Here is a 22,945-nt window from a genome sequence, read left to right on the forward strand (position 1 = left end):
TCCGCTGCACATCGCCCGGCAATAAAAAACCCCTCATGCGAGGGGTTTTTCATTTACTGCTGCGGTACTGCCGGCGGCGCAGCCGGTTCAGCCGGTGCCGGAATGCCCAGCGTCGGCATACCAAACATGCCGACAAAATCTTCCAGCGGCATTTTGTCGCCGTTGAGCGTTACCTGGCCATTAGCATATTGCAGGCTGGTGGAAATGGTGTTGTCTTCCACCTTCGTGATGCGGAACATCTGGCCCATCGCCGCCAGGCCTTTCACCTGTTGGTTTGCCAGTTTACCTGCATCTTCTTCACCATACCCTTCGAGTTTCGCAATCTGCGTCATGAACTCGGTTGCCATATCCATCGGGATGGTCAGCTTGCTGTCGAGCGATTTCACGCTGCGGTCAACTTCCTGCGCCAGGGTCTGCGGCTCGCCGGTCGCGGCCGCCGGATCCTTCAGGAACAGCGACAGGTTGAAGTTGGTTTCGCCTTTGTCGTTTTTCCAGCTCAGTGGCGCAACGGTAATTACCGGCTCGCCTTTCAGCAGGATCGGCAGGTTATTAAACAGCACGGCCATCGCCTGCTGCTGGTACGCCTGCGGGTTCTGTTGCAGGGCGGCATCGGTCAGCAGAGCCTGGCTCTCTTTGCTGTATTTCTGGCTAAATTCGTGCCATGCCTGGCCGTCAATGTTGCCAATTTTCAGTGACAGCTTGCCGGTACCCAGGTCCTGATTCTGTACTTTCAGGCTTTTCAGGCTGTAATCCAGCTGGGTGTTGATGCTTTTACCGTCTTTGGAAACGTCAGACTTGCCGTCCAGATCCATGCCTTCCAGCACTGCCATCTCTTTACCTTCAATCGCAATGGCGATCTTATCGAGGCTCAGCTTCTGATCGCCAATACGCTCGTCAAAATCGGTCATACGGCTATTGCCGCTGGCTTTCAGGTTGTTAAAGGTGAGCTGAACCTTCTGGTTATATTCATTGACTGAATTCACCAGGCCGCTGGCGGCATCGCCGGTCAGAGAGACATTCTTGCCGTCGCGATCGGCATCAAGCTGGAAATTACCGCCGCTGAAGGCGACTTTATCGGTGCCTTGTTCGTAATTCAGGGCTTTCAGGTCGATGTCGGAACGCGTATCACCGGCATAGCTGATGCGGGTATTGATCTCGAACGGCGACTCATTTTTCGCCATATCGAAAATTGGCTTCGTCACCTCGTTATTTACCAGTACGGTTCTGGCGGATGCCATAGAGGGGATCAGGTTAAACTTTTTCAACTGTGCCAGCGGGAACGGACCGTGGCTGACCACTTCATCCAGTACCACGCTCTGGCCCGGTTTCAGCCAGGCGTTCTGATTGCCCGCTACCGGCTTCACCACCACCTGCATATGGCTGGTAAAGACGCCACGCTGGTAGTTCTGGTAGCTCAGCTCCAGGCCTGCTTCAGGCGCGCTGCGCTTAATCTCGCTGTTTGCCTGCGCCATCATCTCTGCCAGACGGCTTTCCAGCTGTTTCCCGGTATACCAGGAAGCACCCGTCCAGATCACGCCTAAAGCAACAATCACTCCTACCGCTACGACCGATTTTTTCATTGCGATTATCCCTAAAATGAAACCAGGCGGTTAAAACCGCCTGGTGTTACAACGCCTGTTACTAGCTTAGCAAGAGTTGTTAAAAAATTCAGTAAGTCCCTAAAGCTTATTAAAAACGCGCGCCAGGCGACCAGTGCCGCTCACGAAGACAGGCGACTCGTTTGCCGGGACAAAAGCGGACTCCCCCGGTTTAAGCAGCAGACGCTCGCTACCGTTATGCAACGTCGCTTCGCCTTCCACACAGAACAGGATCGCGGCGCTCTCCTGTGCAATGGCGGTTTCGTCTGCGCTGAGGTCATGCAGGGAGAAGGCAAAATCGTCAACCGGAATCGGGAAGTCCAGCTCTGCGCCGTTTTTCACCGGCTGAGTAAGCAGCTCCGCAGCAGGTTTCGCCACGAACTTCACGTTGGCAACCAACTCAGGGATGTCGATGTATTTTGGCGTCAGGCCCGCGCGCAGTACGTTATCGGAGTTAGCCATCACCTCCAGTGCCACGCCGTTCAGGTAGGCGTGCGGGGTTTCAGCGAACAGGAACATTGCTTCGCCCGGGTTGAGCTTCACCACGTTCAGCAGCAGCGGAGAGAAGAGGCCGCTGTCGTCCGGATAAAACGCGGAAATTACGCGAATGGTGTCCCATGGCTCACCCTGCTGGTCGTTCAGCGCGGCTTTCAGCACCGCCAGCGCGTGGGATTTTTCCTCGCCCTGCATATTCAGCAGGCTGGCAAACAACGCGCTCAGGGCTTCTGCGTTCGGGTTTTCCAGGAAGTGGGCGATCGCGTTGTGAGCCCCAGCGACCGGTTGCAGCAGGGAGATGATCTCGGAAAACTCGCGGAAGGCATTCATCGCCAGGAAAGGGGTAAGGGCGAAAACCAGTTCCGGCTTGTGGTTAGGATCTTTGTAGTTACGCTCTGCGGCGTCTAACGGAATACCGGCGGCATTTTCTTTGGCAAAGCCCAGCTCAGAGGCTTTTTTGTTCGGGTGAACCTGAATGGAGAGCGGCTGGTCGGCGCACAATACCTTGAACAGAAAAGGCAGCTCACCAAAACGATTCGCCACTTTATCGCCGAGCAGCGCAGCTTTGTCGGCATCGATGACATCACGCAGGCTGCGCACCTGGCCGCTGGCATCTTCAATTTTTGAGCTGCTCTTCGGGTGCGCGCCCATCCACAGCTCTGCCATCGGCAGGTTGTCCGGGTTGGCGATACCGTAGAGATCCGTTAACGCAGTTTTACTTCCCCAGGCGTAGTTTTGCACTGAGTTGATGAGTTTTTGCATTATCAAGCCCTGATTCATATGTGGAATTAACTTCGCGTATTAAAGCAATAAACCGAATGGAAGTAACCTGCGGATGTAAAAAGTCGTACTAGTCTCAGTTTTTGTTAAAAAATTGTGTAGGATAAGCTGACTCGCTTTTAAGCCGGGCAGCGGAACATCTGCCCTGAATAAACAGACCGAAGCAGTAAGTGAGAGAACAATGTCGAATAAACCCTTCCATTATCAGGATCCTTTCCCCCTCAGTCAGGATCGGACCGAGTATTACCTGTTAACCCGCGATTACGTTTCTGTCTCTGAGTTTGAAGGGCAGGAGATCCTCAAAGTTGACCCGCAGGCGCTGACGCTGCTGGCGCAGCAAGCCTTCCACGATGCTTCCTTTATGCTCCGTCCGGCGCATCAGCAGCAGGTTGCCGATATTTTGAGCGACCCGGAAGCCAGCGAGAACGACAAGTACGTTGCCCTGCAATTCCTGCGTAACTCTGATATCGCGGCGAAAGGCATTCTGCCGACCTGCCAGGACACCGGCACGGCGATTATCACCGGTAAAAAAGGCCAGCGCGTCTGGACCGGCGGCGGTGACGAAGCGGCGCTGGCGCGCGGCGTCTACAATACCTACACCGAAGATAACCTGCGCTATTCGCAAAACGCGGCGCTGGATATGTACAAAGAGGTGAACACCGGCACCAACCTGCCTGCGCAGATTGACCTCTATAGTGTCGACGGTGACGAGTACAAATTCCTCTGCATCGCCAAAGGCGGCGGTTCAGCCAACAAAACCTATCTTTACCAGGAAACCAAAGCGCTGCTTACCCCGGGCAAGCTGAAGAACTATCTGGTTGAGAAGATGCGCACCCTTGGCACTGCGGCCTGCCCGCCGTACCATATCGCGTTTGTGATTGGCGGTACGTCTGCTGAAAGCACCCTGAAAACCGTTAAGCTGGCCTCAACCAAATACTACGATGGCCTGCCAACGGAAGGTAACGAACATGGTCAGGCGTTCCGCGACGTGCAGCTTGAGCAGGAATTGCTGGCCGAAGCGCAGAATCTGGGGCTGGGCGCGCAGTTTGGCGGCAAATACTTCGCGCATGACATTCGCGTGATCCGCCTCCCGCGCCACGGTGCATCCTGTCCAGTGGGGATGGGCGTGTCGTGCTCTGCGGATCGTAACATCAAAGCGAAGATCAACCGCGACGGCATCTGGATCGAAAAGCTGGAGAACAACCCGGGCAAATACATCCCTGAAGAACTGCGTAAAGCGGGTGAGGGCGAAGCGGTACGCGTTGACCTGAATCGTCCGATGAAGGAGATCCTGGCGCAGCTTTCGCAGTATCCGGTTTCAACGCGCCTTTCCCTGAACGGGACGATTATCGTGGGCCGCGACATCGCCCATGCGAAGCTGAAAGAGCGCCTGGACAACGGTGAAGGGCTGCCGCAGTACATTAAAGATCACCCGATCTACTACGCAGGCCCGGCAAAAACGCCTGATGGGTATGCTTCCGGCTCGTTAGGCCCAACGACGGCGGGCCGTATGGACTCCTACGTCGACCAGTTGCAGGCCAACGGTGGCAGCATGATCATGCTGGCGAAAGGCAACCGCAGCCAGCAGGTGACGGACGCGTGCCACAAGCACGGCGGCTTCTACCTCGGCAGCATCGGCGGCCCGGCAGCGGTGCTGGCACAGGGCAGTATCAAGAGCCTGGAGTGCGTGGAGTACCCGGAACTGGGTATGGAAGCGATCTGGAAAATTGAAGTGGAAGACTTCCCGGCGTTCATTCTTGTGGATGACAAAGGTAACGACTTCTTCAAACAGATCCAGTCTTCCCAGTGTTCGGCGTGTGTGAAGTAATTCTGTAAATTGCCGGGTGGCGCTGACGCCACCCGACATCAAAAAGAGCGCACAAAGCGCCATAACGTTTCTCAGAAGTCATCAATACTTATCTCTTAAGCATGTGAGCAATCCCATCTTTGTTATCAAGGAGTAAGTAATGACAATGCATCGCCGAGAGAAAGACTCCATGGGCGCCATCGACGTCCCGGCCGACAAGCTATGGGGCGCGCAAACCCAGCGTTCGCTGGAGCATTTCCGCATTTCGACAGAGAAACTGCCCGTCTCGCTAATCCAGGCGCTGGCGTTGACCAAACGCGCTGCCGCCAAAGTCAATCAGGATCTGGGCCTGCTGGATGCCGATAAAGCCTCGGCCATCATCAATGCCGCCGACGAAGTGCTGGCGGGCAAACATCCCGACGAATTCCCCCTTGCCATCTGGCAGACCGGCTCAGGCACCCAGAGCAACATGAACATGAACGAGGTGCTGGCGAACCGCGCAAGCGAGCTGCTTGGCGGCGTACGCGGCATGGAGCGGAAGGTTCACCCGAACGATGACGTGAATAAAAGCCAGAGTTCCAACGACGTGTTCCCGACGGCCATGCACGTGGCGGCCGTCATCGCTATCCGCGAGCAGCTTATCCCGCAGCTCAACGCGCTCAAATCTACGCTTAGCGAGAAAGCGCAGGCTTTCAGCGACATTGTAAAAATTGGTCGTACGCACCTGCAGGACGCCACGCCGCTGACGCTTGGCCAGGAGATCTCCGGCTGGGTGGCGATGCTGGAGCACAATCTTAAGCATATAGACAACAGCCTGCCGCATCTGGCGGAGCTGGCGCTCGGCGGAACGGCGGTTGGCACCGGGTTAAACACCCATCCCGAGTACGCGGTGCGTGTGGCCGAAGAGCTGGCGAAGATCACCGGGCAGCCGTTTGTTACCGCCCCGAATAAATTCGAAGCGCTGGCGACCTGTGATGCGCTGGTCCATACCCATGGCGCGCTGAAAGGGCTGGCAGCCTCGCTGATGAAAATCGCCAACGACGTGCGCTGGCTGGCCTCCGGCCCGCGCTGCGGCATCGGCGAAATCAGCATTCCGGAAAACGAGCCGGGTAGCTCCATTATGCCGGGTAAAGTAAACCCGACGCAGTGCGAAGCCATGACCATGCTGTGCTGTCAGGTGATGGGTAATGACGTTGCGGTCAACATGGGCGGCGCGTCGGGTAACTTCGAGCTTAACGTCTATCGCCCGATGGTGATCCACAACGTACTGCAATCGATTCGTCTGCTGGCCGATGGCATGGAGAGCTTTAACGAGCACTGCGCGGTGGGCATTGAGCCTAATCGCGAGCGAATCAGCCAGCTGCTGAATGAGTCCCTGATGCTGGTCACGGCGCTAAACACCCATATTGGTTATGACAAAGCGGCCGAAATCGCTAAAAAAGCGCACAAAGAGGGGCTTACCCTGAAAGCCTCTGCGCTGGCGCTGGGCTACCTGACGGACGCCGAGTTTGATGCCTGGGTCCGCCCGGAAGCGATGGTGGGCAGCATCAGGTAATCACTGCGCCACATACAGGTGCAGCCGCGGGATAATCAGCTGTAGCGGCTGCGCCTGGGGTTTATAGCGATGCTGAACGTTTTCAGCATCGTAGTTCAGCAGTTCTCCGATATCCGGCACCACCGCACCCTGATCGGCATCGTAGAGCGCAATCAGCGGTGTCGGGCAGGCGTATTGCACCTGCTTTTGCTGTCCGGCATACCAGACACGAGCGATAGGCTGCACCTTCACCGGACGCTTTATTTTAAGACGGGTATCAGCCGGCAGGGAGGCAATGCTGTGGTACTCCTGCTCCAGCCGTTCAATCCACTGTTCCCGCGACCACGGGGCGACCGTTCGCGGCGATTTCAGGCTTTTCTCCAGCTGAGCCAGGATCTCGTCGCGCGTGAAGTTTTTAATGATGTGCTTGTTGGCCCAGCCGAAGCGCAGCGTGGCGGGGTGGCGCAGTACCGTCAGCGTGCGGTAAGCATTCAGGGTGATCAGCCCCGGAAGCTGGCGATGCACCCATTCAAAACGGGCAGCCGGTGCCAGCCCGGACTCAACGGTCACGATTTTCTCGAAGGCGGCTTTCAGCGTATTAATATGCGTAATTTGCGCCTCAATGGCTTCACGCGTTGCGGTATCCGTTTGCAGACAGATGACGCCGGGCAGGCGAACGGCGGCCTTACTGCTGCGATTTTCGGATTGCTGCTGGATGAAAAGGCGGCGATAGTGCTGCAACGTCAGTTCCAGCGCCACTTTACCGATATGCTGCGTTACCTCAATGGTGTTCAGCGGGTCGTGTTCCGCGCCTTTCGCCACCTCGGGCAGGGAAAAGACGCGGGCGGCTAGCAGGCGGCAGCCCTGTAGTTGCGCCGTCAGGGTCAGTAACGCCTGCTCTATTTCCCGAAATGTGGTGTTAAGCCTTTCGATGAGATCGTAAGTCGCCATAATAGCCCTTAATTAGTTACAACATACTACTGATATAGCACAACACGCCGGGTCAGGCCAGCGTGCGGTTTAGTTCAGGCAGGTATGGGAAGAGGAATGTTGTGATAGATCGGCCAGCTAAAGACGAACCGGGCCCCGCCCAGCTCGCTCGCTTCGCAGCGAACCGAACCGCCCATCGCCTGGGCAATAGAACGGACAATAGCCAGCCCCAGACCACAGCCGCCGGTAGCACGGTCGCGGCTGGGGTCGAGGCGCACAAACGGCTCGAAAACTTTTTCACGCTCCGCTGGCTCAATACCGGGGCCATCGTCTTCCACACAAAGAATTGCCTGGCTCCCCTGCAAATCTAAACCTATGCGCAGCGTGGTTTCGCTGTAGCGCATGGCGTTGTTCATCAGATTATCCAGCACGCGTTCCATCAGGCGCATGTCCAGCGCGCCGTACGCGTCGGGGGTAATGGCTGTCAGCAGTTTTCGCTGAGGGTTAACGCTCTGCACATCGTTAATATGCGTCTGTAGCCAGACGGGAAGATCCGGCGTACTGAGGTGCAACTCCGTCTGAGGCCGATCGAGGCGGGCATAGGTCAGCAGCTCTTCAATCAGCGCTTCAAGCTGGCCAATATCCCGATTGAGGGCCTGCGATTCCGCGGCGGTGAGGTTCTCGCTCATCTCCAGGCGATAACGCAGGCGTACCAGCGGAGTGCGCAGTTCATGCGCAATGCCGTCGATAAGCTGCTTCTTGCTGGCAATCAGGGCGTTGATGTTATCGGCCATCTGGTTAAAGGCAATACCGAGACGGTCAAAACTGGAACCACTGTCGAAATGTATGCGTTCAGTTAAATGACCCTCCCCAAAACGCTGTGCGGCGGATTCCAGTTTCAGCATGTCCTGCCAGTGCGGTCGCATCCAGATGAATACAGGGAAAGCGAGCGAGATGGCAATAAAGCCCAGCAGGGCGAGATCCAGCAGGCGCATCTGGTGCAGGTAATAGAGATAGGGCACTGGCCCGACGGCCAGGACATAGTGGCTGCGCGGAATACGCTGAATGAAGGTATATTTCTCGTCCAGGGCGACGATGTCTCCATCGCGCAAACGCTGCATCGCCGGCGGCGCTAAATCAAAATCCTTCAGGGGTTCGATACGCAGATCAAACGACAGATTCAGATCCAGCTCTTTTAACGTACGTGCCCAGTCATGCGGAGGAATTTCGCGCAGCTCGCTACGCATCAGGTAGAGCGAGCTTTTCATCAGATCGTCCAGGGATTGTCTGCCCGCACGCTCTGCGGTGAACTTATAGACCAGCCCGACCAGCATGGTCATCACCAGAAAGCAGACAAACAGCAGTAAATAAAACTGAACAAACAGCTTCTTCATTAATTTCACCGAAACAGGGGCTTCACTACACGTCTTTTACCAGCAGGGTCGCTATGGGCGCAAGTCAGGCATGATGCGTTGAAAAGGGGTAATCGTCGAAAGGTAATAAAACACGGCATCGCTTTATTCCATCAATGCCCGGGTAATCCGTTTACGCTTCGCTATACGAGTTTATTTGCGATTGAGAGTATTTGTGAATCAGAATAACAATGACAAAGGCCACCTGCGGGTGGCTTTATTTATGGCGTTTACCAGTGAGAGGTATCCGGCGCAAACGGTGCGACAAAGATACTTATCTTTGTAACCTGAACATTACAAAAATTCGTTAATGTCTGGATTTGACTGTGCTGACAATCAGTGGATTCGTGGCAAACCCATGCGGACACTTACGCGCGTTGCAATGCACCGCGTAGGTACATATCTCCTCTTCCTGGTTTCGATTGTATGGGCAGGCCATCTTGTTTTTAATTTCACTCCATAACATCTCGTTGTAAGGGGAGATGTTGTATATCGATATTGGCTTGAAAACACCATTAATGAAGACGCCATTCTTTGTCGGATATATCCTATCGCCGGGGTACAAATAGACATCGCTTTCATACCAAATGATGAGTTTCAAGAACTTGAGTCCCAAGATGCTTGAATAAACGATTCCCGTGTTAGGACAAATTACCGAGCTAATGACTCTCCATGACATTGCTATACCTCGTTCATTAAATAATTGAGAGAGTATAAGGTTTAGCATGAGAATTAGATTTCTGCAAACGCGTAAGCTATTGAAAAAGATCGATATTATTTATATGCTAACTATATCCCCTTTGTTTTCATAAGGATAAGATAATAATTTATTAAATTGTAAAGTTCATTTTTAACACAATGTGCATTTAAGTGACGGATTTTTGATCGATGATGGTTCCTGAACTGCTGAATATATATTGTACTATAGCAATGAAATACATTAGAGCTACTTTTGTTTACGCGAAAAATGCACATCGAAATTGAACAGGTAAGAGGAATGTGATCAAGGGATATTTCATGACTAACGATGCATATAATCCAAAACTTACGACGTATACCGATAACAATCCTGATGCATCGCAAGTTATTTTTCGAAATTTACTGTGTAGTTTTTTTTCAGGTTTCCCATGCGTGCGGGGCAAACAGGTAGCCCTTATTACGTACGGTTTTAATGCGGTAGGGCTCGGTGGCGCTGTCCTTCAGTTTTTTTCGCAGGCGAGAAATCGCCACATCAACGCTACGATCCATTCCGTCGTAACTTACGCCGCGCAGATTTTTCAGCAATGCATCCCGGTCCATAATTTGCCCGGCATGAGTTGCCAGCTCCCACAGCAGGTCAAAATCTGCGGTTGAGAGCGCAATCAGCTCCCCGGAAAGCATAACCTGTCGGTTGACCGGGTCGATAGAAAGCGTGCCGAACCGCATCGCCTTATGCGGCGTTAAAGAGGGCGCAGGCGCTTCACGCTCAGCGCTGGCACGCTGACGCAGATGAAGGCGCAAACGGGCAAGCAGGACCGCCGGCGGCGTGGTTTTCAGGATGTAGTCATTCGCGCCCATCTCAAGGGACAGAATATGATTCATATCGCTGTCGAGAGAGGTCAGCAGCACGATCGGGCCGTCCCACTTCGCGCGCAGATCCCGGCAAAGCGTCATGCCATCTTTTCCGGGCAGCATAATGTCCAGCAACACCAGGTCCGGATTTTCGCGGGTGACGACGTCTTCAGCGCGATCGCCACGAGGTTCGACAACCACTTCAATATCATGTTTACCCAGATAAGCGGCGATCAATTGACCCACTTCGGGTTCATCTTCAACATAAACAATCTTATTCATACTACGTCTGTCATCGCGAAAAACGTCAACATACACCGCACAACCTTAACCTTCCATTAATCTTTCATAATTAGCCGGAGTTCCGTTATCCTGCACGGGAATGTTATTTGATTGTTAAGGGAAAAGAATGGGGCTGTTGATCAAAGCCGCGCTGGGTGCGCTGGTCGTGCTGCTGATTGGGGTGCTGGCTAAAACGAAGAACTACTACATTGCCGGGCTTATCCCGCTGTTTCCCACCTTTGCGTTAATTGCGCACTATATTGTGGCCTCTGAGCGGGGTATAGAGGCGCTGCGTGCCACCATTGTATTCGGGATGTGGTCAATCATCCCGTATTTCATTTATCTGCTGTCGCTGTGGTACTTCACCGGTTTTCTGCGTCTGCCCCTGGCGCTGGGCGGGGCGGTGGTCTGCTGGAGCCTCAGCGCCTGGGTGCTCATCTTCTTCTGGAGCCGCTTTCACTAGCGCAGCGGGCGGCCACCGTCCACGGCAAACGTCCTTCCCGTGACGTAACAGCTGGTCAGCAGATAATCGATCAGGTCGATCACCTCTTTCTCGCCGGGCGCAATTTTCATCAACGATTTGTTAAGCGCCTGCTGACGATACTCGGCATCATCGCCCTCGTTAAATAAAATCATCGCCGGGGCAATCGCGTTGACTTTTACCTCGGGGGCCAGCTTGCGCGCGAACGAGCGAGTCATATTATCCAGCGCGGCTTTGCTGGCCGCGTAGGCGATGTGTTTATCGCTGCCTCGCTCCACCACGTAATCGGTGAAATGGATAATGTCGCCTGCGGCATGGCCGTGTCCGCGCAGCAGATCCTGTAGGGCATGGTTGAGCAGATAAGGCGCATTAACGTGGATCTGCATCATGCAGGCGAGCGTTTCGCTGAGCGAATGTCCTGCTTTTTCAGGAAGCCAGGTACTGGCGTTGTGAATAACCGCCCGCAGCCCGGGGGTGGTCGATTTCACTTTTTCCGCGAAAGCAAGAATACCTTCATCCGTGGAGAAATCCGCCTGAATGCAGACGGCTCCGGCATGTCGTAGCCCTTCAATGGAGGGATATTCCGTGCGGTAACTGACGATAACCGGATGGCGAAGATTGAGAAAGTGATGGGCGAGGGCGAGGCCGATGCGACGGCCTGCGCCAGTGATCAATATTGGGCGTTGCTGCGTGTGTCCCATCGTAATCTCCTTTTCAGTTCAACAATGGGACAGGCGGCGCTATCCCATTAACATCCACGTTGCCGGTACGGCAGCGACTAACAGCAAACCTATCAACGCCATTTCGCGGCGCTTAAGGGCATTATCAAGCTGATGCGTACGGCGAGCGTAGATAAACACCAGCAGGCCTGGCGCGTAGAGCACCACGGACAGCAGCAGATGCATCGGGCCGGAAGCATACAATAACCATAGACCGTAAATACAGGCACCTACGCCTACCGCATAGTGTGCCGGGCGGGTCGCAATTTTTAACAGATATGCGCCCACTAAGAAATAGGGTACCAGAATCATCTCGGAGGCGATGGTCAGCAGCGTGTTATAGTCCGAACCTGTGAGCCAGATCAGCACCAGACAGACCTGCACGCTGATGTTGGTGAGCCACAGAGAGGCCGATGGCGCACTGTTTTTGTTCTGACGGGCGAACAGGCGCGGGAACGCTTTGTGCGTGGCGGCCAGGAACGGAACTTCCGCCGCCATAATGGTCCAGCTCAGGTACGCGCCGCAGACGGAGACAATCAAACCTGCCGCGATAACCACATCACCCCAGGGACCGAGCATTTTCACCATCAGCCCGGCCATGGACGGATTACGCATCTCCGCCAGTTCAGGGCGGGCCACCACACCGAGCGACAGCAGCGTCACCAGCAGATAAACGCCCAGCGCCGCCAGGACGGCCAGCAGCGTGGCGCGTCCCACGTCGCGTTTGTTACGCGCGCGGGCAGAGACCACGACGGCACCTTCAACACCGATGAACACCCACAGGGTAATCAGCATGGTATTTTTCACCTGCTCCCAGACGGGAACGCCCAACGCAATACCGCTGAAATCGAGCGTAAAGACATCGAGACGGAAGGCGAGGAAGGCCAGCACGACGAACAGGCCAAGCGGCACCAGCTTGGCCAGCGTCGCCACCAGGTTAATGCTGGCCGCGGTCTGAACACCGCGCAAAATCAACCAGTGAACAATCCACAGCAGCACCGAGGCGCCGACGATGGACTGCCAGGTATTGCCGTCACCAAACAGGCGCAGTTCGGGCGTATCGGTAAAGAAACTGAGCGCCGAGAAGACGATAACCAGATAGGAGACGTTGGCGATCACCGCGCACAGCCAGTAGCCCCAGGCGGAGCAGAAGCCAATCAGCTCGCCAAAACCTTCACGGGCGTAAGTGAATATTCCGCCGTCCAGATCCGGTCGGATACGCGTCAGCAGCAGCATGGCGAACGCCAGCAGCAAAATCCCGACGCCGGTGATGCCCCAGCCAATTAGTAATGCGGCCGGGCTGGCGACGGCCGCCATGTTCTGCGGCAAACTGAATACGCCCGCGCCCAGCATTGAGCTCAATACAAGTGCAGTTAACGCACTCAGGCCAAGTTTCTTTTCCATTGGCTTCCTGTTATGAAAAGTCCAAATCCAGAATAATTATTTCGCTAAGGCGCATAAAAATGGTGGATCACGCTAAGGCGCGGGATTTTACGGAGTGTGACGGATGCATGCAATGACATGGGGCAGAAATCAGAAAAAAAGTAACAAAAAAGGCGGCACTGCGCCGCCTTTATGAAACCGTTTTGTTACTTGTACAGATCGGCACTGATGGTCAGGTTGTTGCCACGTTCCTGCCACTGGCGGGTGATGTGGTAATACTTCGCGCCTTTCTTCGCAGCACGCTTCGCCACCTGATAGGAGATTTCTGTCATGTTGCCATAGTTGCCCGTAAACTTGATGCTGTCGAACGGCACCATCTGCGCGGCAGTGGCTTTGTTCAGCTCTTCAATTTTCGTGCCGTCTGGTAACGTAACGGTATAACGACCGCCTTTGGTGGATTGGGTTTCAAAGAAACGACCCACTTCAGCGCTTGGTGCCGCAGACGTTGCTACGCCCGGAATTTCAACTTTTTTCGCTTCTTCACCGCCTTTTGCTAACGCAGCACGACCGGCTTCTGAATCCGCTGGAATCGCATCCGGGCTTTGCACTACGCGTTTTTTCGCATCTTGCTTATAGATGAAGGCGGTAATGCGCTGGTTTCCGCCCTGGTTGGCATCAACCTGACGCACGATATAAAACGCGTAAGCGCCTTTTTCTCTCGCGGCTTTGGTGATGGCATCGTTAACTTCAGGCTGGCTGCGGTAGAAGCCCTGAACGGTCACGGTGTCATACGGTTCCAGCTGAACAGCCTGATCTTTCGGCAGTTCAACAATGCCGTTAATCACGCGGTTTTTCTGTTCATCTGCCTTTGGGGCATTCTCTTTGTACAGCGCAACAGTCACGCGCTGGTTACCGCTGTTGCCCTGATCGGACTGGTCAACAACGTAAAACGAGGCAGCGCCGTTTTTATCGGCGGCTTTTGATGCGGCGGCGACGGCATCGCCAATGGAATTATACCGACCCACAATGACCGTATGGTCAAAAGGTTTTAACGCTGCCGCTTGCTCCGGCGTCAACTCTGTCGCAGCATTCGCTGACAGGGCGGTCGCGGAAAGAAGTGCGGACGCCAGGAGTGTGTTCTTAAGCTTCATAAAAATAATCCTTCGCCTTGCGCAAACCATGTACTGGTGTTGTTGTTAATTTGAGACGGTTCCGATTATGGCATTTAACACCCGTCGCTGTCTGCGGCATTTTTCACAGCCTGTGCTCAGCAAAGGATCTAATTCGATAACATTTTGTGATATGTGGAAAAAACAGGCGTTTCACAAGAAAAACTGATTAAGCATATGACTTTTACAAGTTAATTTAATGTTAATGAGTTGTTCTTTTATGGCGCTATATCATGTTTTTACCGCTTCGCTTGCGCGATTTATCGGTCCTGAAGGCGAATTTAAGGTAAATATCTCTGTCAGTGAGCCCGATCGCTTATTTTTCACAGATAAAATAAGAAATAGTGTTTTCTGGCGGTAGATCACGGGCGCTATTTTCAGTAGGTTATAGAAAGTTTGTTACTGTTTTATTTTCCGGGGTTAATCATTCTCCGTCGTTATCGCGATGGTGAAAATTGATACGAACCGCGGGCAATTATCGACAAACCATCATCACAAACCGATGGAAGGGAAAACTATGCGTATTGGGGTACCAAAAGAACGGTTAGCCAATGAAACCCGCGTAGCGGCAACACCAAAAACGGTGGAGCAACTGCTTAAACTGGGTTTTACCGTCGCGATTGAAAGCGGCGCGGGCAAACTGGCGAGTTTCGATGACGAGGCCTTTACTCAGGCTGGCGCGGACGTAGTGGACGGTGCTGAGGTCTGGCAATCACCCATTATTCTGAAGGTAAACGCACCGGAAGAGAGTGAAATTGAACTGCTGAACGCGGGCACGACGCTTGTGAGCTTTGTCTGGCCAGCCCAAAACCCGGAGCTGATGGAGAAGCTGGCGGCACGCGGTGTCACCGTGATGGCGATGGATTCCGTGCCGCGTATTTCGCGCGCGCAGTCTCTGGATGCGCTGAGTTCTATGGCAAACATTGCCGGCTATCGCGCCATTGTCGAAGCTGCGCATGAGTTTGGTCGCTTCTTTACCGGTCAAATTACGGCCGCAGGCAAAGTACCACCCGCGAAGGTGATGGTAATTGGTGCCGGTGTGGCAGGTCTTGCCGCTATTGGGGCCGCAAACAGCCTGGGCGCTATTGTTCGTGCGTTTGATACCCGGCCGGAAGTGAAGGAGCAGGTGCAGAGTATGGGCGCCGAATTCCTTGAGCTGGACTTCAAGGAAGAAGCGGGCAGCGGTGATGGTTACGCGAAGGTCATGTCTGAAGCCTTTATTAAGGCGGAAATGGCGCTCTTTGCGGCGCAGGCAAAAGAGGTGGACATCATTGTCACCACCGCGCTTATTCCGGGTAAACCGGCGCCGAAGCTGATCACCCGTGAGATGGTGGATTCCATGCAGCCGGGCAGCGTGATTGTCGATCTGGCGGCGCAAAACGGCGGTAACTGTGAGTATACCGTGCCAAATCAGGTCACGACGACCGCGAACGGCGTGAAGGTGATCGGTTATACCGACCTGCCAGGACGTCTGCCAACCCAGTCCTCTCAGCTGTACGGCACGAACCTCGTTAATCTGCTGAAGCTGCTCTGCAAAGAGAAAGACGGCAACATCACCGTTGATTTTGATGATGTGGTGGTGCGCGGCGTGACCGTGGTGCGTGAAGGGGAAATCACCTGGCCTGCACCGCCGATACAGGTTTCCGCTCAGCCTCAGGCTGCGCAGAAAGCGGCGCCTGAGCCTGCAGAACCAGCGAAACCTGCGTCGCCGTGGCGCAAATACGCCATCATGGCGCTGGTCATTATCCTGTTTGGCTGGCTGGCGGACGTCGCGCCAAAAGAGTTCCTTGGCCACTTCACCGTCTTCGCGCTCTCCTGCGTGGTGGGTTACTACGTCGTGTGGAACGTTTCCCATGCGCTGCATACCCCGCTGATGTCGGTTACCAATGCCATCTCCGGGATTATCGTGGTTGGGGCATTGCTGCAAATTGGTCATGGCGGCTGGATCAGCTTCCTGAGCTTCATTGCAGTGCTGATCGCCAGTATCAATATTTTCGGTGGTTTCACCGTGACTCAGCGCATGCTGAAAATGTTTCGTAAAGGCTAAGGGGTAGCATATGTCTGGAGGATTAGTTACAGCCGCATACATTGTTGCTGCAATCCTGTTTATTTTCAGTCTGGCGGGGCTTTCCAAACACGAAACGTCTCAGCAGGGAAATAACTTTGGTATCGCCGGGATGGCGATTGCGCTGATTGCCACCATCTTTGGGCCGGACACCGGCAACGTGGCGTGGATCCTGGTGGCGATGATCATCGGTGGTGCGATTGGTATTCGTCTGGCAAAACGCGTTGAAATGACCGAGATGCCGGAGCTGGTTGCTATTCTGCACAGCTTCGTGGGTCTGGCCGCGGTGCTGGTGGGCTTCAACAGCTATCTGTACCACGAACCGGGTCTGGAACCGATTCTGGTGAACATCCACCTGACCGAAGTGTTCCTCGGCATCTTCATTGGTGCGGTGACCTTCACCGGCTCAATCGTGGCGTTCGGCAAACTGCGCGGGAAGATCTCTTCCAAACCGCTGATGCTGCCTAACCGCCACAAGCTGAATCTGGCGGCGCTGGTCGTTTCCTTTGTGCTGCTGGTGGTCTTCGTGCGTACCGAAAGCGTAGGCTTGCAGGTGCTGGCGTTACTGGTGATGACCATCATCGCGCTAGCCTTCGGCTGGCATCTGGTGGCGTCTATCGGCGGGGCAGATATGCCGGTAGTCGTCTCCATGCTGAACTCCTACTCCGGTTGGGCAGCGGCAGCAGCAGGCTTTATGCTGAGCAACGACCTGCTGATTGTCACCGGTGCGCTGGTCGGTTCTTCCGGTGCGATCCTGTCTTACATCATGTGTAAGGCGATGAACCGCTCGTTTATCAGCGTCATCGCGGGTGGCTTCGGTTCTGACGGTTCATCAACCGGTTCTGATGAGGAAGTGGGTGAACACCGTGAAATCAGTGCGGAGGACACCGCAGAGATGCTGAAAAACTCGCATTCCGTTATCATCACCCCGGGCTATGGCATGGCGGTGGCGCAGGCGCAGTATCCGGTGGCGGAAATCACCGAGAAACTGCGCGCGCGCGGTATCAAGGTTCGCTTTGGTATTCACCCGGTGGCGGGGCGTCTGCCAGGCCACATGAACGTGCTGCTGGCGGAAGCGAAGGTGCCTTACGACATCGTTCTGGAAATGGACGAGATCAACGATGATTTCGCCGACACCGACACCGTGCTGGTGATTGGCGCCAACGACACCGTTAACCCGGCGGCGCAGGACGATCCGCGCAGCCCGATTGCGGGTATGCCTGTTCTCGAAGTGTGGAAGGCGCAGAACGTCATTGTCTTCAAACGCTCTATGAACACCGGCTATGCTGGCGTGCAGAACCCGCTGTTCTTTAAAGATAACACCCACATGCTGTTTGGCGACGCCAAGGCCAGCGTGGATGCGATTCTGAAATCTCTTTAATTCCGCTTCATCCTGTCAAACCGCCCCTGGGGGCGGTTTTCTTATTTCTGCGGTCAGCCATTCTCCTCTGTCTATACTTTACCCTTTGTGTAATACGAGGAGGTGTAATGCAATTTCTGTCCCGCTTTGACATCATCGCGCTGATGATGACGCCATCATTCTGGATTGGCGTCGCCACGGTAGTCTTTGTAACTCTGCTGGTGTACTGGCTGCTGACGCGCCTGATCGCCTTTGTTAAGAAAGGGATCACCACCTGGGGCGACAAGCATCCCACCACCAACCGGATGCGTTTTATCCTGACGGATATGCTTAACCGCACCAGCCGCTTCCTGCTTTTTGTCGTGGCGCTGCTGTTCAGCCTGCGTTTCGTCGACTTACCGGATCATCTCTTTGGTACCGTGAGCCACGCCTGGTTCCTGGTCTTCGCTATCCAGGTGGCGCTGTGGATGGATCAGGGGGTGGTGTCGTGGCTTCGTCACGTCATGCTGGCGCCGGGAAGCCATAAAAACCCGGTGACGCTGGTGATCACGGGGCTTATCCTCCGTGCCATTGTCTGGTCAGTGATGCTGCTGTCTATTCTTGCTAACGCGGGCGTCAACATCACTGCTCTGGTTGCCAGCCTTGGGGTAGGGGGTATTGCTATCGCCCTCGCGGTGCAAACGATCCTGAGCGACGTGTTTGCATCGCTCTCCATCGGTTTTGATAAGCCGTTCGAAATCGGCGATTTTGTGGTGTTTAACGATGTCGCCGGGACGGTAGAGCACATCGGCCTGAAAACCACTCGTATCCGTAGCCTGAGCGGGGAGCAAATTGTCTGTGGGAACGCTATCCTGCTGCAACAGACGCTGCATAACTACAAGCGGATGCAAACGCGCCGGATCGTCTTTACCTTCGGGGTCGCCAGCGACACGGCGCCGGAAAAACTGCGTTCAGTGGGTGATATGGTCAAACAGATCATTACCGACGTCGGGGAAACGAAGTTTGACCGCGCCCATTTCCTGGGCTTCGATCGCGATCGCCTGACCTTCGAGGTGGTCCATATCGTTAATACGGCGGATTACAACAAGTACATGGATATTCAGCAGGAGATCAATATTCGTATTCTGGAGGGGCTGAACCAGCAGGAGATCAAGCTGGCGCTGCCGAGCATGGTTCTGCACGCGCCCTGGATGAATGCTGGCGACGAGGCACCGGCGCAACGGTTGAGCGAAGCGCAATAAAAAAAGCCCGCCGTTACCGGCGGGCTTTCATTTTGGGGTCAATCGTCTTCCTCATCGTCCAGTTCAACCGGCGTCTGATACTGATCCGGCTTGATAACCAGAAGGTCGCAGCGAAGATGGTCGATCACCTGCTCGGCGGTATTACCCAGGAACGCGGCAGAAATACCGGTCCGGCCAATGGTGCCCAGCACCACAATCCCGGCCTGCAAATGCTCCGCCAGATCCGGAATAACCTCTTCCGGTAACCCTTTTTCTACGTGGGTCATGTTCTCATCGATACTGAATTTCTGGCGCAGCGCTTTCATGGCTAGCAGATGCTGACCGCGAATCGCATCGTTATACACGCTCGGGTCAAATTCAGGCAGCTCGATGGCGATATTGATTGGCGTAACCGGATAGGCTCCCACCAGATGGACTTCGGTATGGTTAACCTGGTCGGCAAGCTGAAGGGTCTCCTTCACCAGCTTCTCGTTCAGCGAATTGTGATAATCCTCTTCGCTGGCCAGATTGACCGCCACGACGGCTTTCCCGCCCTCAGGCCACGGCTGATCTTTCACCATCCATACCGGACAAGGGCATTTGCGCAGCAGGTGCCAGTCGGTCGGGGTGAAAATCACGGATTCCAGTTTGTCATGCTGGTGCGCCATTTTCAGCAGCAGGTCATGCCCACCGGCCACCACTTCCTGAATAATGGCTTCGAAAGGGCGGTTGTGCCAGACCACCTTGATATCGATAGGTACGCCCGCTTCCAGATAATACTTCGCCTGCTCGCGGATCCACGCGGTACGCTGGCTGATCACTCCCTGACGCATAGCGGTGCGCTCGTCAGGCGACAGAAGGGTGGTCATCTCGTATGAGAAGTCATAAATCGGCAAAAAGGCTTTAATTTTGCCACCAATCCGTTGATGTAAATACACAGCACGTCGTAATGCTGGCTGATCGTCCTGATTCGGATCGATAGCCACCAGCATATTTTGATACTTTGCCATACAGGTCTCCTTACTACTGTCACCACAGTCTGTAAGTAAAAGAGTAACCTATATATCTTGAATGAAACAGGGGGGAAGTTTTTGCCATATCAATAATCATGAAAATTTATCGACCTGGCATAAGATATCCGGGAGAGTTATGCCACGTTACGTGAGTGACCCGCCAGAATGGCCAGGGCTTCACCGTTTTCAATGGTGATGTACTTACCTTTAACCGCCAGCATTCCGCTCTTCTGGAAACGACCCAGCAGACGGCTGATGGTTTCCACGGTCAGGCCCAGATAGTTACCAATATCGCCACGCGTCATGGTCAGACGGAATTCGCGTGGGGAGAAGCCACGTTCCGCGAAACGGCGGGAGAGGTTATAGATAAAGGCGGCCAGACGCTCTTCGGCATTCTTTTTGGAAAGCAGCAGGATCATATCCTGATCGCCTTTGATCTCACCGCTCATCAGACGCATCATCTGCTGACGCAGGTTCGGCATCTTACCGGACAGATCGTCCAGCGTTTCAAACGGGATTTCACAAACCATAGAGGTTTCCAGCGCCTGAGCAAAACTCGGGTGATGGCCACTGCCGATGGCGTCAAAGCCGACTAAATCGCCCGCCAGATGGAAGCCAGTGATCTGCTCGTCGCCCTGTTCGGTAATGGTGTAGCTTTTGATGGTGCCAGAACGGATAGCATAGAGCGATTTCAGTTCGTCTCCCGCTTTAAACAGCGTCTGCCCTTTCTGAATAGGCTTTTTGCGCTCGATGATATTGTCAAGCTGATCGAGTTCATGCTCATTCAGAGTAAACGGGATACAGAGCTGGCTGATGCTGCAATCCTGGCAATGGATAGCACAACCGCCAGACTGAATGCGTCGTATAATTCGCTTTTCCGGGATCATAGGTTTGCTCAAGCCTTAATTGATATTGGTCAATTTTAACATCTTTTTGGTAAGGACGTAAGTCTGGCAAACCCCCAATAAAGACAAGAGACGGCAGCGAGCTGCCATCTCCTTGAAATTCCACAGAATGATTAAGGATTATTAGCCTAACAGGAAGAAAATTAAGCACAAAAAGCCTGGGAATTACAGCAGAAAATACCCTTCGTGACGCAGCAGCCACTCTTTACGCTGTACTCCCCCGGCATAGCCGGTGAGGGTGCCGTTGCGCCCGATCACGCGATGGCAAGGCACCACAATGCTGACGGGATTTGAGCCATTCGCCGCACCGACTGCGCGCGCCGCGCCGGCACGGCCAAGCTGCTCTGCCAGCTGACCGTAGTGCATCACCTGCCCGCAGGGAATGTTACGCAGCGCCTGCCACACCTCACGCTGAAAAGGGGTACCCGCCGTGGCGGTTGGCAGGGTATTAATAATGCTGAGATCGCCCTCGAAGTAGGCCGCCAGTTTATCGCTCAGCCCGCCAGGATTACGGGCTGTAATACGCTCGTAACCCTCGGCGCGATAATGAATGTTGAGCAGCTCAACCATCCGGTCGCTGTGCTCTTCCCACTCAACAGCGCGAAGATTGAACGCTTCATCCGCGATAACCCACAGCGGCCCCAGCGGTGTCGCAATCTTGTCTTCGAGTAATCTCAGCATCAGTATTCCTTAGTTCAGCCTCGGGTAAATACCCGGTCCAATCGGCAGGCCGACAAGATACCACGCCACCAGCATCACCAGCCATACCCCTAAGAAGATAAGCGGATAGGGCAAGACCAACGAATAGTAGGTACCCAGCTTAGCCTCCGGTCTGTAGCGTTGCAGGAAGCCTAAAAACAGCGGAACGAAGGGTGACACGGGCGCCAGCGGGATCACCGAAGAATCGGCGACACGGAACAGGATCTGGGCGAACGCCGGATGAAAGCCGAGCATCATAAACATGGGGACAAAGATGGGGGCCAGAATCGACCAGATGGCCGACCCGCTGGCAATAAACATGCACAGCAGGGACGACAGCAGCGCCAGGCCGACAAACGCCGGAACCCCGCTCAACCCCGCCGCCTCCAGCGCGTCCGTCAGGCTCACGGCCATAAATTTGCCCATGTTGCTCCAGTTAAACATGGCCACAAACTGCGCCAGCGGGAACACCATCACGATAAAACCCGCCATCTCCTTCATCGGCTCGATCATCAGGTGCGGCAGATCTCCCTGACGGCGGATTTTACCGGTAGCGATGCCGTAGGCGAGCGAAACGACGAAGAAGAAGAGAATTATCAGCGGCACAATACCCTGAATAAACGGCGAGGGAAGTACGGTGTGTTTGATCGGATCGCGCAACACGCCATTCTCCGGCACCACCATCAGCGCCACAGCCGCAATGAACGCCAGCGAGACGATCCCTGCGACGCGCAGGCCGAACTGCTGCTCTTTGCTCAGCGTCTCCAGCTTTTCATCGCTCCGGCCTTCCCATTTACCCAGGCGCGGCTCAACGATCTTATCGGTAATCAGCCCCCCGACAATCGTCAGGACAATCACCGAAGTGGCCATAAAGTACCAGTTGTCGATGACGCTGACGTGCATGGCCGCATCGATGGTGCTGGCTGCCTCCGTGCTGATGCCGGAGAGCAGCACATCGGTGGTCACAATAAGCAGGTTAGCGGTAAACCCACAGCCGACGCCCGCGATCGCCGACAGCAGGCCCGCAACAGGATGACGGCCAACGGCGAGGAAAATCAGCGCCCCCATCGGCGGCATGATCACCAGCGCCGCGTCGGACGAGATATGGCTGAAGAAGGCAATAAACAGCACCATATAGCTGGCATAACGCGCGCTGACGTGCGAGGCCATTTTCACCATCAGCGCGGGCAGCAGACACACGCGTTCGGCCAGACCCGCGCCTAACACCAGCGCCAGGATGGCGCCCAGCGGCGCAAAACCGCTGAAGTTTTTAATCACGTTCGGCAAAAACCAGTGCAACCCCTCCACGCTGAGCAGATTTTTTACGGCCACCATGCTGCCGTCGGCCGGGCTGCGCACGCTCACATCAAAGGCGGACAGCACGGCTGTCGCGACCATCAGGATGACAATTAAATAGATAAAAAGCAGGAAAGGGTGCGGCACTTTATTACCGATCCTTTCAACCCAGCCATAGAGCTTACCGGATGGGGAATGCGAAGGTATGGATGACATACTCATGGGCGTTCCTCGGGACTGTTGTTG

General features: G+C 54.5%; 19 protein-coding genes. 6 read left to right on the forward strand and 13 right to left on the reverse strand.

All coding sequences use genetic code 11. From position 1 onward, the window contains the following. Window positions 1-53 precede the first annotated feature (53 nt). Window positions 54-1,580, reverse strand: a complete 1,527-nt coding sequence (locus ACQG1K_RS09850) for a YdgA family protein (protein WP_022647926.1) — start codon at window positions 1,578-1,580, stop codon at window positions 54-56. Window positions 1,581-1,679: 99 nt separating this feature from the next. Then, a complete protein-coding gene (gene manA, locus ACQG1K_RS09855; RefSeq protein ID WP_032624354.1) occupies window positions 1,680-2,855 on the reverse strand; it encodes a mannose-6-phosphate isomerase in 1,176 nt (391 codons plus the stop codon). A 199-nt stretch (window positions 2,856-3,054) separates the two neighbouring features. Here manA and fumA point away from each other — a divergent pair, with 199 nt between their 5' ends. Further along, the gene (fumA, locus tag ACQG1K_RS09860; protein ID WP_022647928.1) at window positions 3,055-4,701 is read left to right on the forward strand and encodes a class I fumarate hydratase FumA; all 1,647 of its coding nucleotides are present in this window, start codon (window positions 3,055-3,057) and stop codon (window positions 4,699-4,701) included. 139 nt (window positions 4,702-4,840) lie between these two features. Next, window positions 4,841-6,235, forward strand: a complete 1,395-nt coding sequence (gene fumC / locus ACQG1K_RS09865) for a class II fumarate hydratase (protein WP_058678012.1) — start codon at window positions 4,841-4,843, stop codon at window positions 6,233-6,235. Here the strand turns inward: fumC and tus are convergent, their stop codons facing one another. From tus to rstA, 4 genes are all read right to left on the reverse strand, one after another. Beyond that, entirely contained in the window at window positions 6,236-7,165 is a 930-nt protein-coding gene (tus, locus tag ACQG1K_RS09870; protein WP_022647930.1) for a DNA replication terminus site-binding protein, read from the reverse strand. Window positions 7,166-7,239: 74 nt separating this feature from the next. After that, on the reverse strand, window positions 7,240-8,538 hold the full coding sequence (gene rstB, locus ACQG1K_RS09875) for a two-component system sensor histidine kinase RstB (protein ID WP_367075209.1): 1,299 nt from the start codon (window positions 8,536-8,538) through the stop codon (window positions 7,240-7,242). A gap of 325 nt (window positions 8,539-8,863) precedes the next feature. Then, on the reverse strand, window positions 8,864-9,283 hold the full coding sequence (gene iraM, locus ACQG1K_RS09880; protein ID WP_048966459.1) for an anti-adapter protein IraM: 420 nt from the start codon (window positions 9,281-9,283) through the stop codon (window positions 8,864-8,866). A 389-nt stretch (window positions 9,284-9,672) separates the two neighbouring features. After that, on the reverse strand, window positions 9,673-10,389 hold the full coding sequence (gene rstA, locus ACQG1K_RS09885; protein ID WP_367075207.1) for a two-component system response regulator RstA: 717 nt from the start codon (window positions 10,387-10,389) through the stop codon (window positions 9,673-9,675). Between the two features lie 127 nt (window positions 10,390-10,516). On the opposite strand from rstA, the gene ACQG1K_RS09890 reads away from it, so the two are divergent. Then, window positions 10,517-10,852: a GlpM family protein gene (locus ACQG1K_RS09890; protein WP_022647934.1), complete on the forward strand. Its 336-nt coding sequence runs from the start codon at window positions 10,517-10,519 to the stop codon at window positions 10,850-10,852. On the opposite strand, the gene folM is transcribed toward ACQG1K_RS09890, so the two are convergent. The 3 genes from folM to ydgH all read right to left on the reverse strand — a co-directional run bounded on the left by folM (window position 10,849) and on the right by ydgH (window position 14,123). Next, entirely contained in the window at window positions 10,849-11,571 is a 723-nt protein-coding gene (gene folM, locus ACQG1K_RS09895) for a dihydromonapterin reductase (protein ID WP_022647935.1), read from the reverse strand. The genes ACQG1K_RS09890 and folM overlap by 4 nt on opposite strands. 39 nt (window positions 11,572-11,610) lie before the next feature. Then, entirely contained in the window at window positions 11,611-12,993 is a 1,383-nt protein-coding gene (locus ACQG1K_RS09900) for an amino acid permease (protein WP_023306086.1), read from the reverse strand. Between the two features lie 185 nt (window positions 12,994-13,178). Beyond that, window positions 13,179-14,123: a DUF1471 family protein YdgH gene (gene ydgH / locus ACQG1K_RS09905; RefSeq protein WP_022647937.1), complete on the reverse strand. Its 945-nt coding sequence runs from the start codon at window positions 14,121-14,123 to the stop codon at window positions 13,179-13,181. A 535-nt stretch (window positions 14,124-14,658) separates the two neighbouring features. Between ydgH and pntA the strand changes: the two genes are divergently transcribed. The 3 genes from pntA (at window position 14,659) to ACQG1K_RS09920 (ending at window position 18,807) form a co-directional block, all read left to right on the forward strand. Further along, entirely contained in the window at window positions 14,659-16,188 is a 1,530-nt protein-coding gene (gene pntA, locus ACQG1K_RS09910; protein ID WP_367075203.1) for a Re/Si-specific NAD(P)(+) transhydrogenase subunit alpha, read from the forward strand. Between the two features lie 10 nt (window positions 16,189-16,198). Beyond that, window positions 16,199-17,587, forward strand: coding sequence for a Re/Si-specific NAD(P)(+) transhydrogenase subunit beta (pntB, locus tag ACQG1K_RS09915; RefSeq protein WP_022647939.1), 1,389 nt, complete (start codon window positions 16,199-16,201; stop codon window positions 17,585-17,587). Between the two features lie 107 nt (window positions 17,588-17,694). Continuing rightward, on the forward strand, window positions 17,695-18,807 hold the full coding sequence (locus ACQG1K_RS09920; RefSeq protein ID WP_022647940.1) for a mechanosensitive ion channel family protein: 1,113 nt from the start codon (window positions 17,695-17,697) through the stop codon (window positions 18,805-18,807). A 38-nt stretch (window positions 18,808-18,845) separates the two neighbouring features. On the opposite strand, the gene uspE is transcribed toward ACQG1K_RS09920, so the two are convergent. The 4 genes from uspE to abgT all read right to left on the reverse strand — a co-directional run bounded on the left by uspE (window position 18,846) and on the right by abgT (window position 22,921). After that, window positions 18,846-19,796, reverse strand: a complete 951-nt coding sequence (gene uspE, locus ACQG1K_RS09925; RefSeq protein WP_003857535.1) for a universal stress protein UspE — start codon at window positions 19,794-19,796, stop codon at window positions 18,846-18,848. Between the two features lie 137 nt (window positions 19,797-19,933). Continuing rightward, window positions 19,934-20,686, reverse strand: a complete 753-nt coding sequence (gene fnr, locus ACQG1K_RS09930) for a fumarate/nitrate reduction transcriptional regulator Fnr (protein ID WP_000611906.1) — start codon at window positions 20,684-20,686, stop codon at window positions 19,934-19,936. 183 nt (window positions 20,687-20,869) lie between these two features. Further along, window positions 20,870-21,385, reverse strand: a complete 516-nt coding sequence (ogt, locus tag ACQG1K_RS09935) for a methylated-DNA--[protein]-cysteine S-methyltransferase (RefSeq protein WP_032622192.1) — start codon at window positions 21,383-21,385, stop codon at window positions 20,870-20,872. A gap of 9 nt (window positions 21,386-21,394) precedes the next feature. After that, window positions 21,395-22,921: a p-aminobenzoyl-glutamate transporter gene (gene abgT / locus ACQG1K_RS09940; protein WP_367075199.1), complete on the reverse strand. Its 1,527-nt coding sequence runs from the start codon at window positions 22,919-22,921 to the stop codon at window positions 21,395-21,397. Window positions 22,922-22,945 lie beyond the last annotated feature (24 nt).

It is taken from the genome of Enterobacter cloacae complex sp. 402C9 (assembly GCF_050030745.1).
Classification (GTDB): domain Bacteria; phylum Pseudomonadota; class Gammaproteobacteria; order Enterobacterales; family Enterobacteriaceae; genus Enterobacter; species Enterobacter intestinihominis.

What these genes read in the sequence shown, in the direction of transcription:
- fumA (WP_022647928.1), top strand. Translation starts at nt 3,055, where the DNA reads ATGTCGAATAAACCCTTCCATTATCAGGATCCTTTCCCCCTCAGTCAG.
- pntA (WP_367075203.1), top strand. Translation starts at nt 14,659, where the DNA reads ATGCGTATTGGGGTACCAAAAGAACGGTTAGCCAATGAAACCCGCGTA.
- ogt (WP_032622192.1), bottom strand. Translation starts at nt 21,385, where the DNA reads ATGCTGAGATTACTCGAAGACAAGATTGCGACACCGCTGGGGCCGCTG.
- ACQG1K_RS09850 (WP_022647926.1), bottom strand. Translation starts at nt 1,580, where the DNA reads ATGAAAAAATCGGTCGTAGCGGTAGGAGTGATTGTTGCTTTAGGCGTG.
- pntB (WP_022647939.1), top strand. Translation starts at nt 16,199, where the DNA reads ATGTCTGGAGGATTAGTTACAGCCGCATACATTGTTGCTGCAATCCTG.
- rstA (WP_367075207.1), bottom strand. Translation starts at nt 10,389, where the DNA reads ATGAATAAGATTGTTTATGTTGAAGATGAACCCGAAGTGGGTCAATTG.
- ACQG1K_RS09890 (WP_022647934.1), top strand. Translation starts at nt 10,517, where the DNA reads ATGGGGCTGTTGATCAAAGCCGCGCTGGGTGCGCTGGTCGTGCTGCTG.
- ydgH (WP_022647937.1), bottom strand. Translation starts at nt 14,123, where the DNA reads ATGAAGCTTAAGAACACACTCCTGGCGTCCGCACTTCTTTCCGCGACC.
- fnr (WP_000611906.1), bottom strand. Translation starts at nt 20,686, where the DNA reads ATGATCCCGGAAAAGCGAATTATACGACGCATTCAGTCTGGCGGTTGT.
- iraM (WP_048966459.1), bottom strand. Translation starts at nt 9,283, where the DNA reads ATGCTAAACCTTATACTCTCTCAATTATTTAATGAACGAGGTATAGCA.
- rstB (WP_367075209.1), bottom strand. Translation starts at nt 8,538, where the DNA reads ATGAAGAAGCTGTTTGTTCAGTTTTATTTACTGCTGTTTGTCTGCTTT.
- fumC (WP_058678012.1), top strand. Translation starts at nt 4,841, where the DNA reads ATGACAATGCATCGCCGAGAGAAAGACTCCATGGGCGCCATCGACGTC.
- uspE (WP_003857535.1), bottom strand. Translation starts at nt 19,796, where the DNA reads ATGGCAAAGTATCAAAATATGCTGGTGGCTATCGATCCGAATCAGGAC.
- abgT (WP_367075199.1), bottom strand. Translation starts at nt 22,921, where the DNA reads ATGAGTATGTCATCCATACCTTCGCATTCCCCATCCGGTAAGCTCTAT.
- folM (WP_022647935.1), bottom strand. Translation starts at nt 11,571, where the DNA reads ATGGGACACACGCAGCAACGCCCAATATTGATCACTGGCGCAGGCCGT.
- ACQG1K_RS09900 (WP_023306086.1), bottom strand. Translation starts at nt 12,993, where the DNA reads ATGGAAAAGAAACTTGGCCTGAGTGCGTTAACTGCACTTGTATTGAGC.
- manA (WP_032624354.1), bottom strand. Translation starts at nt 2,855, where the DNA reads ATGCAAAAACTCATCAACTCAGTGCAAAACTACGCCTGGGGAAGTAAA.
- tus (WP_022647930.1), bottom strand. Translation starts at nt 7,165, where the DNA reads ATGGCGACTTACGATCTCATCGAAAGGCTTAACACCACATTTCGGGAA.
- ACQG1K_RS09920 (WP_022647940.1), top strand. Translation starts at nt 17,695, where the DNA reads ATGCAATTTCTGTCCCGCTTTGACATCATCGCGCTGATGATGACGCCA.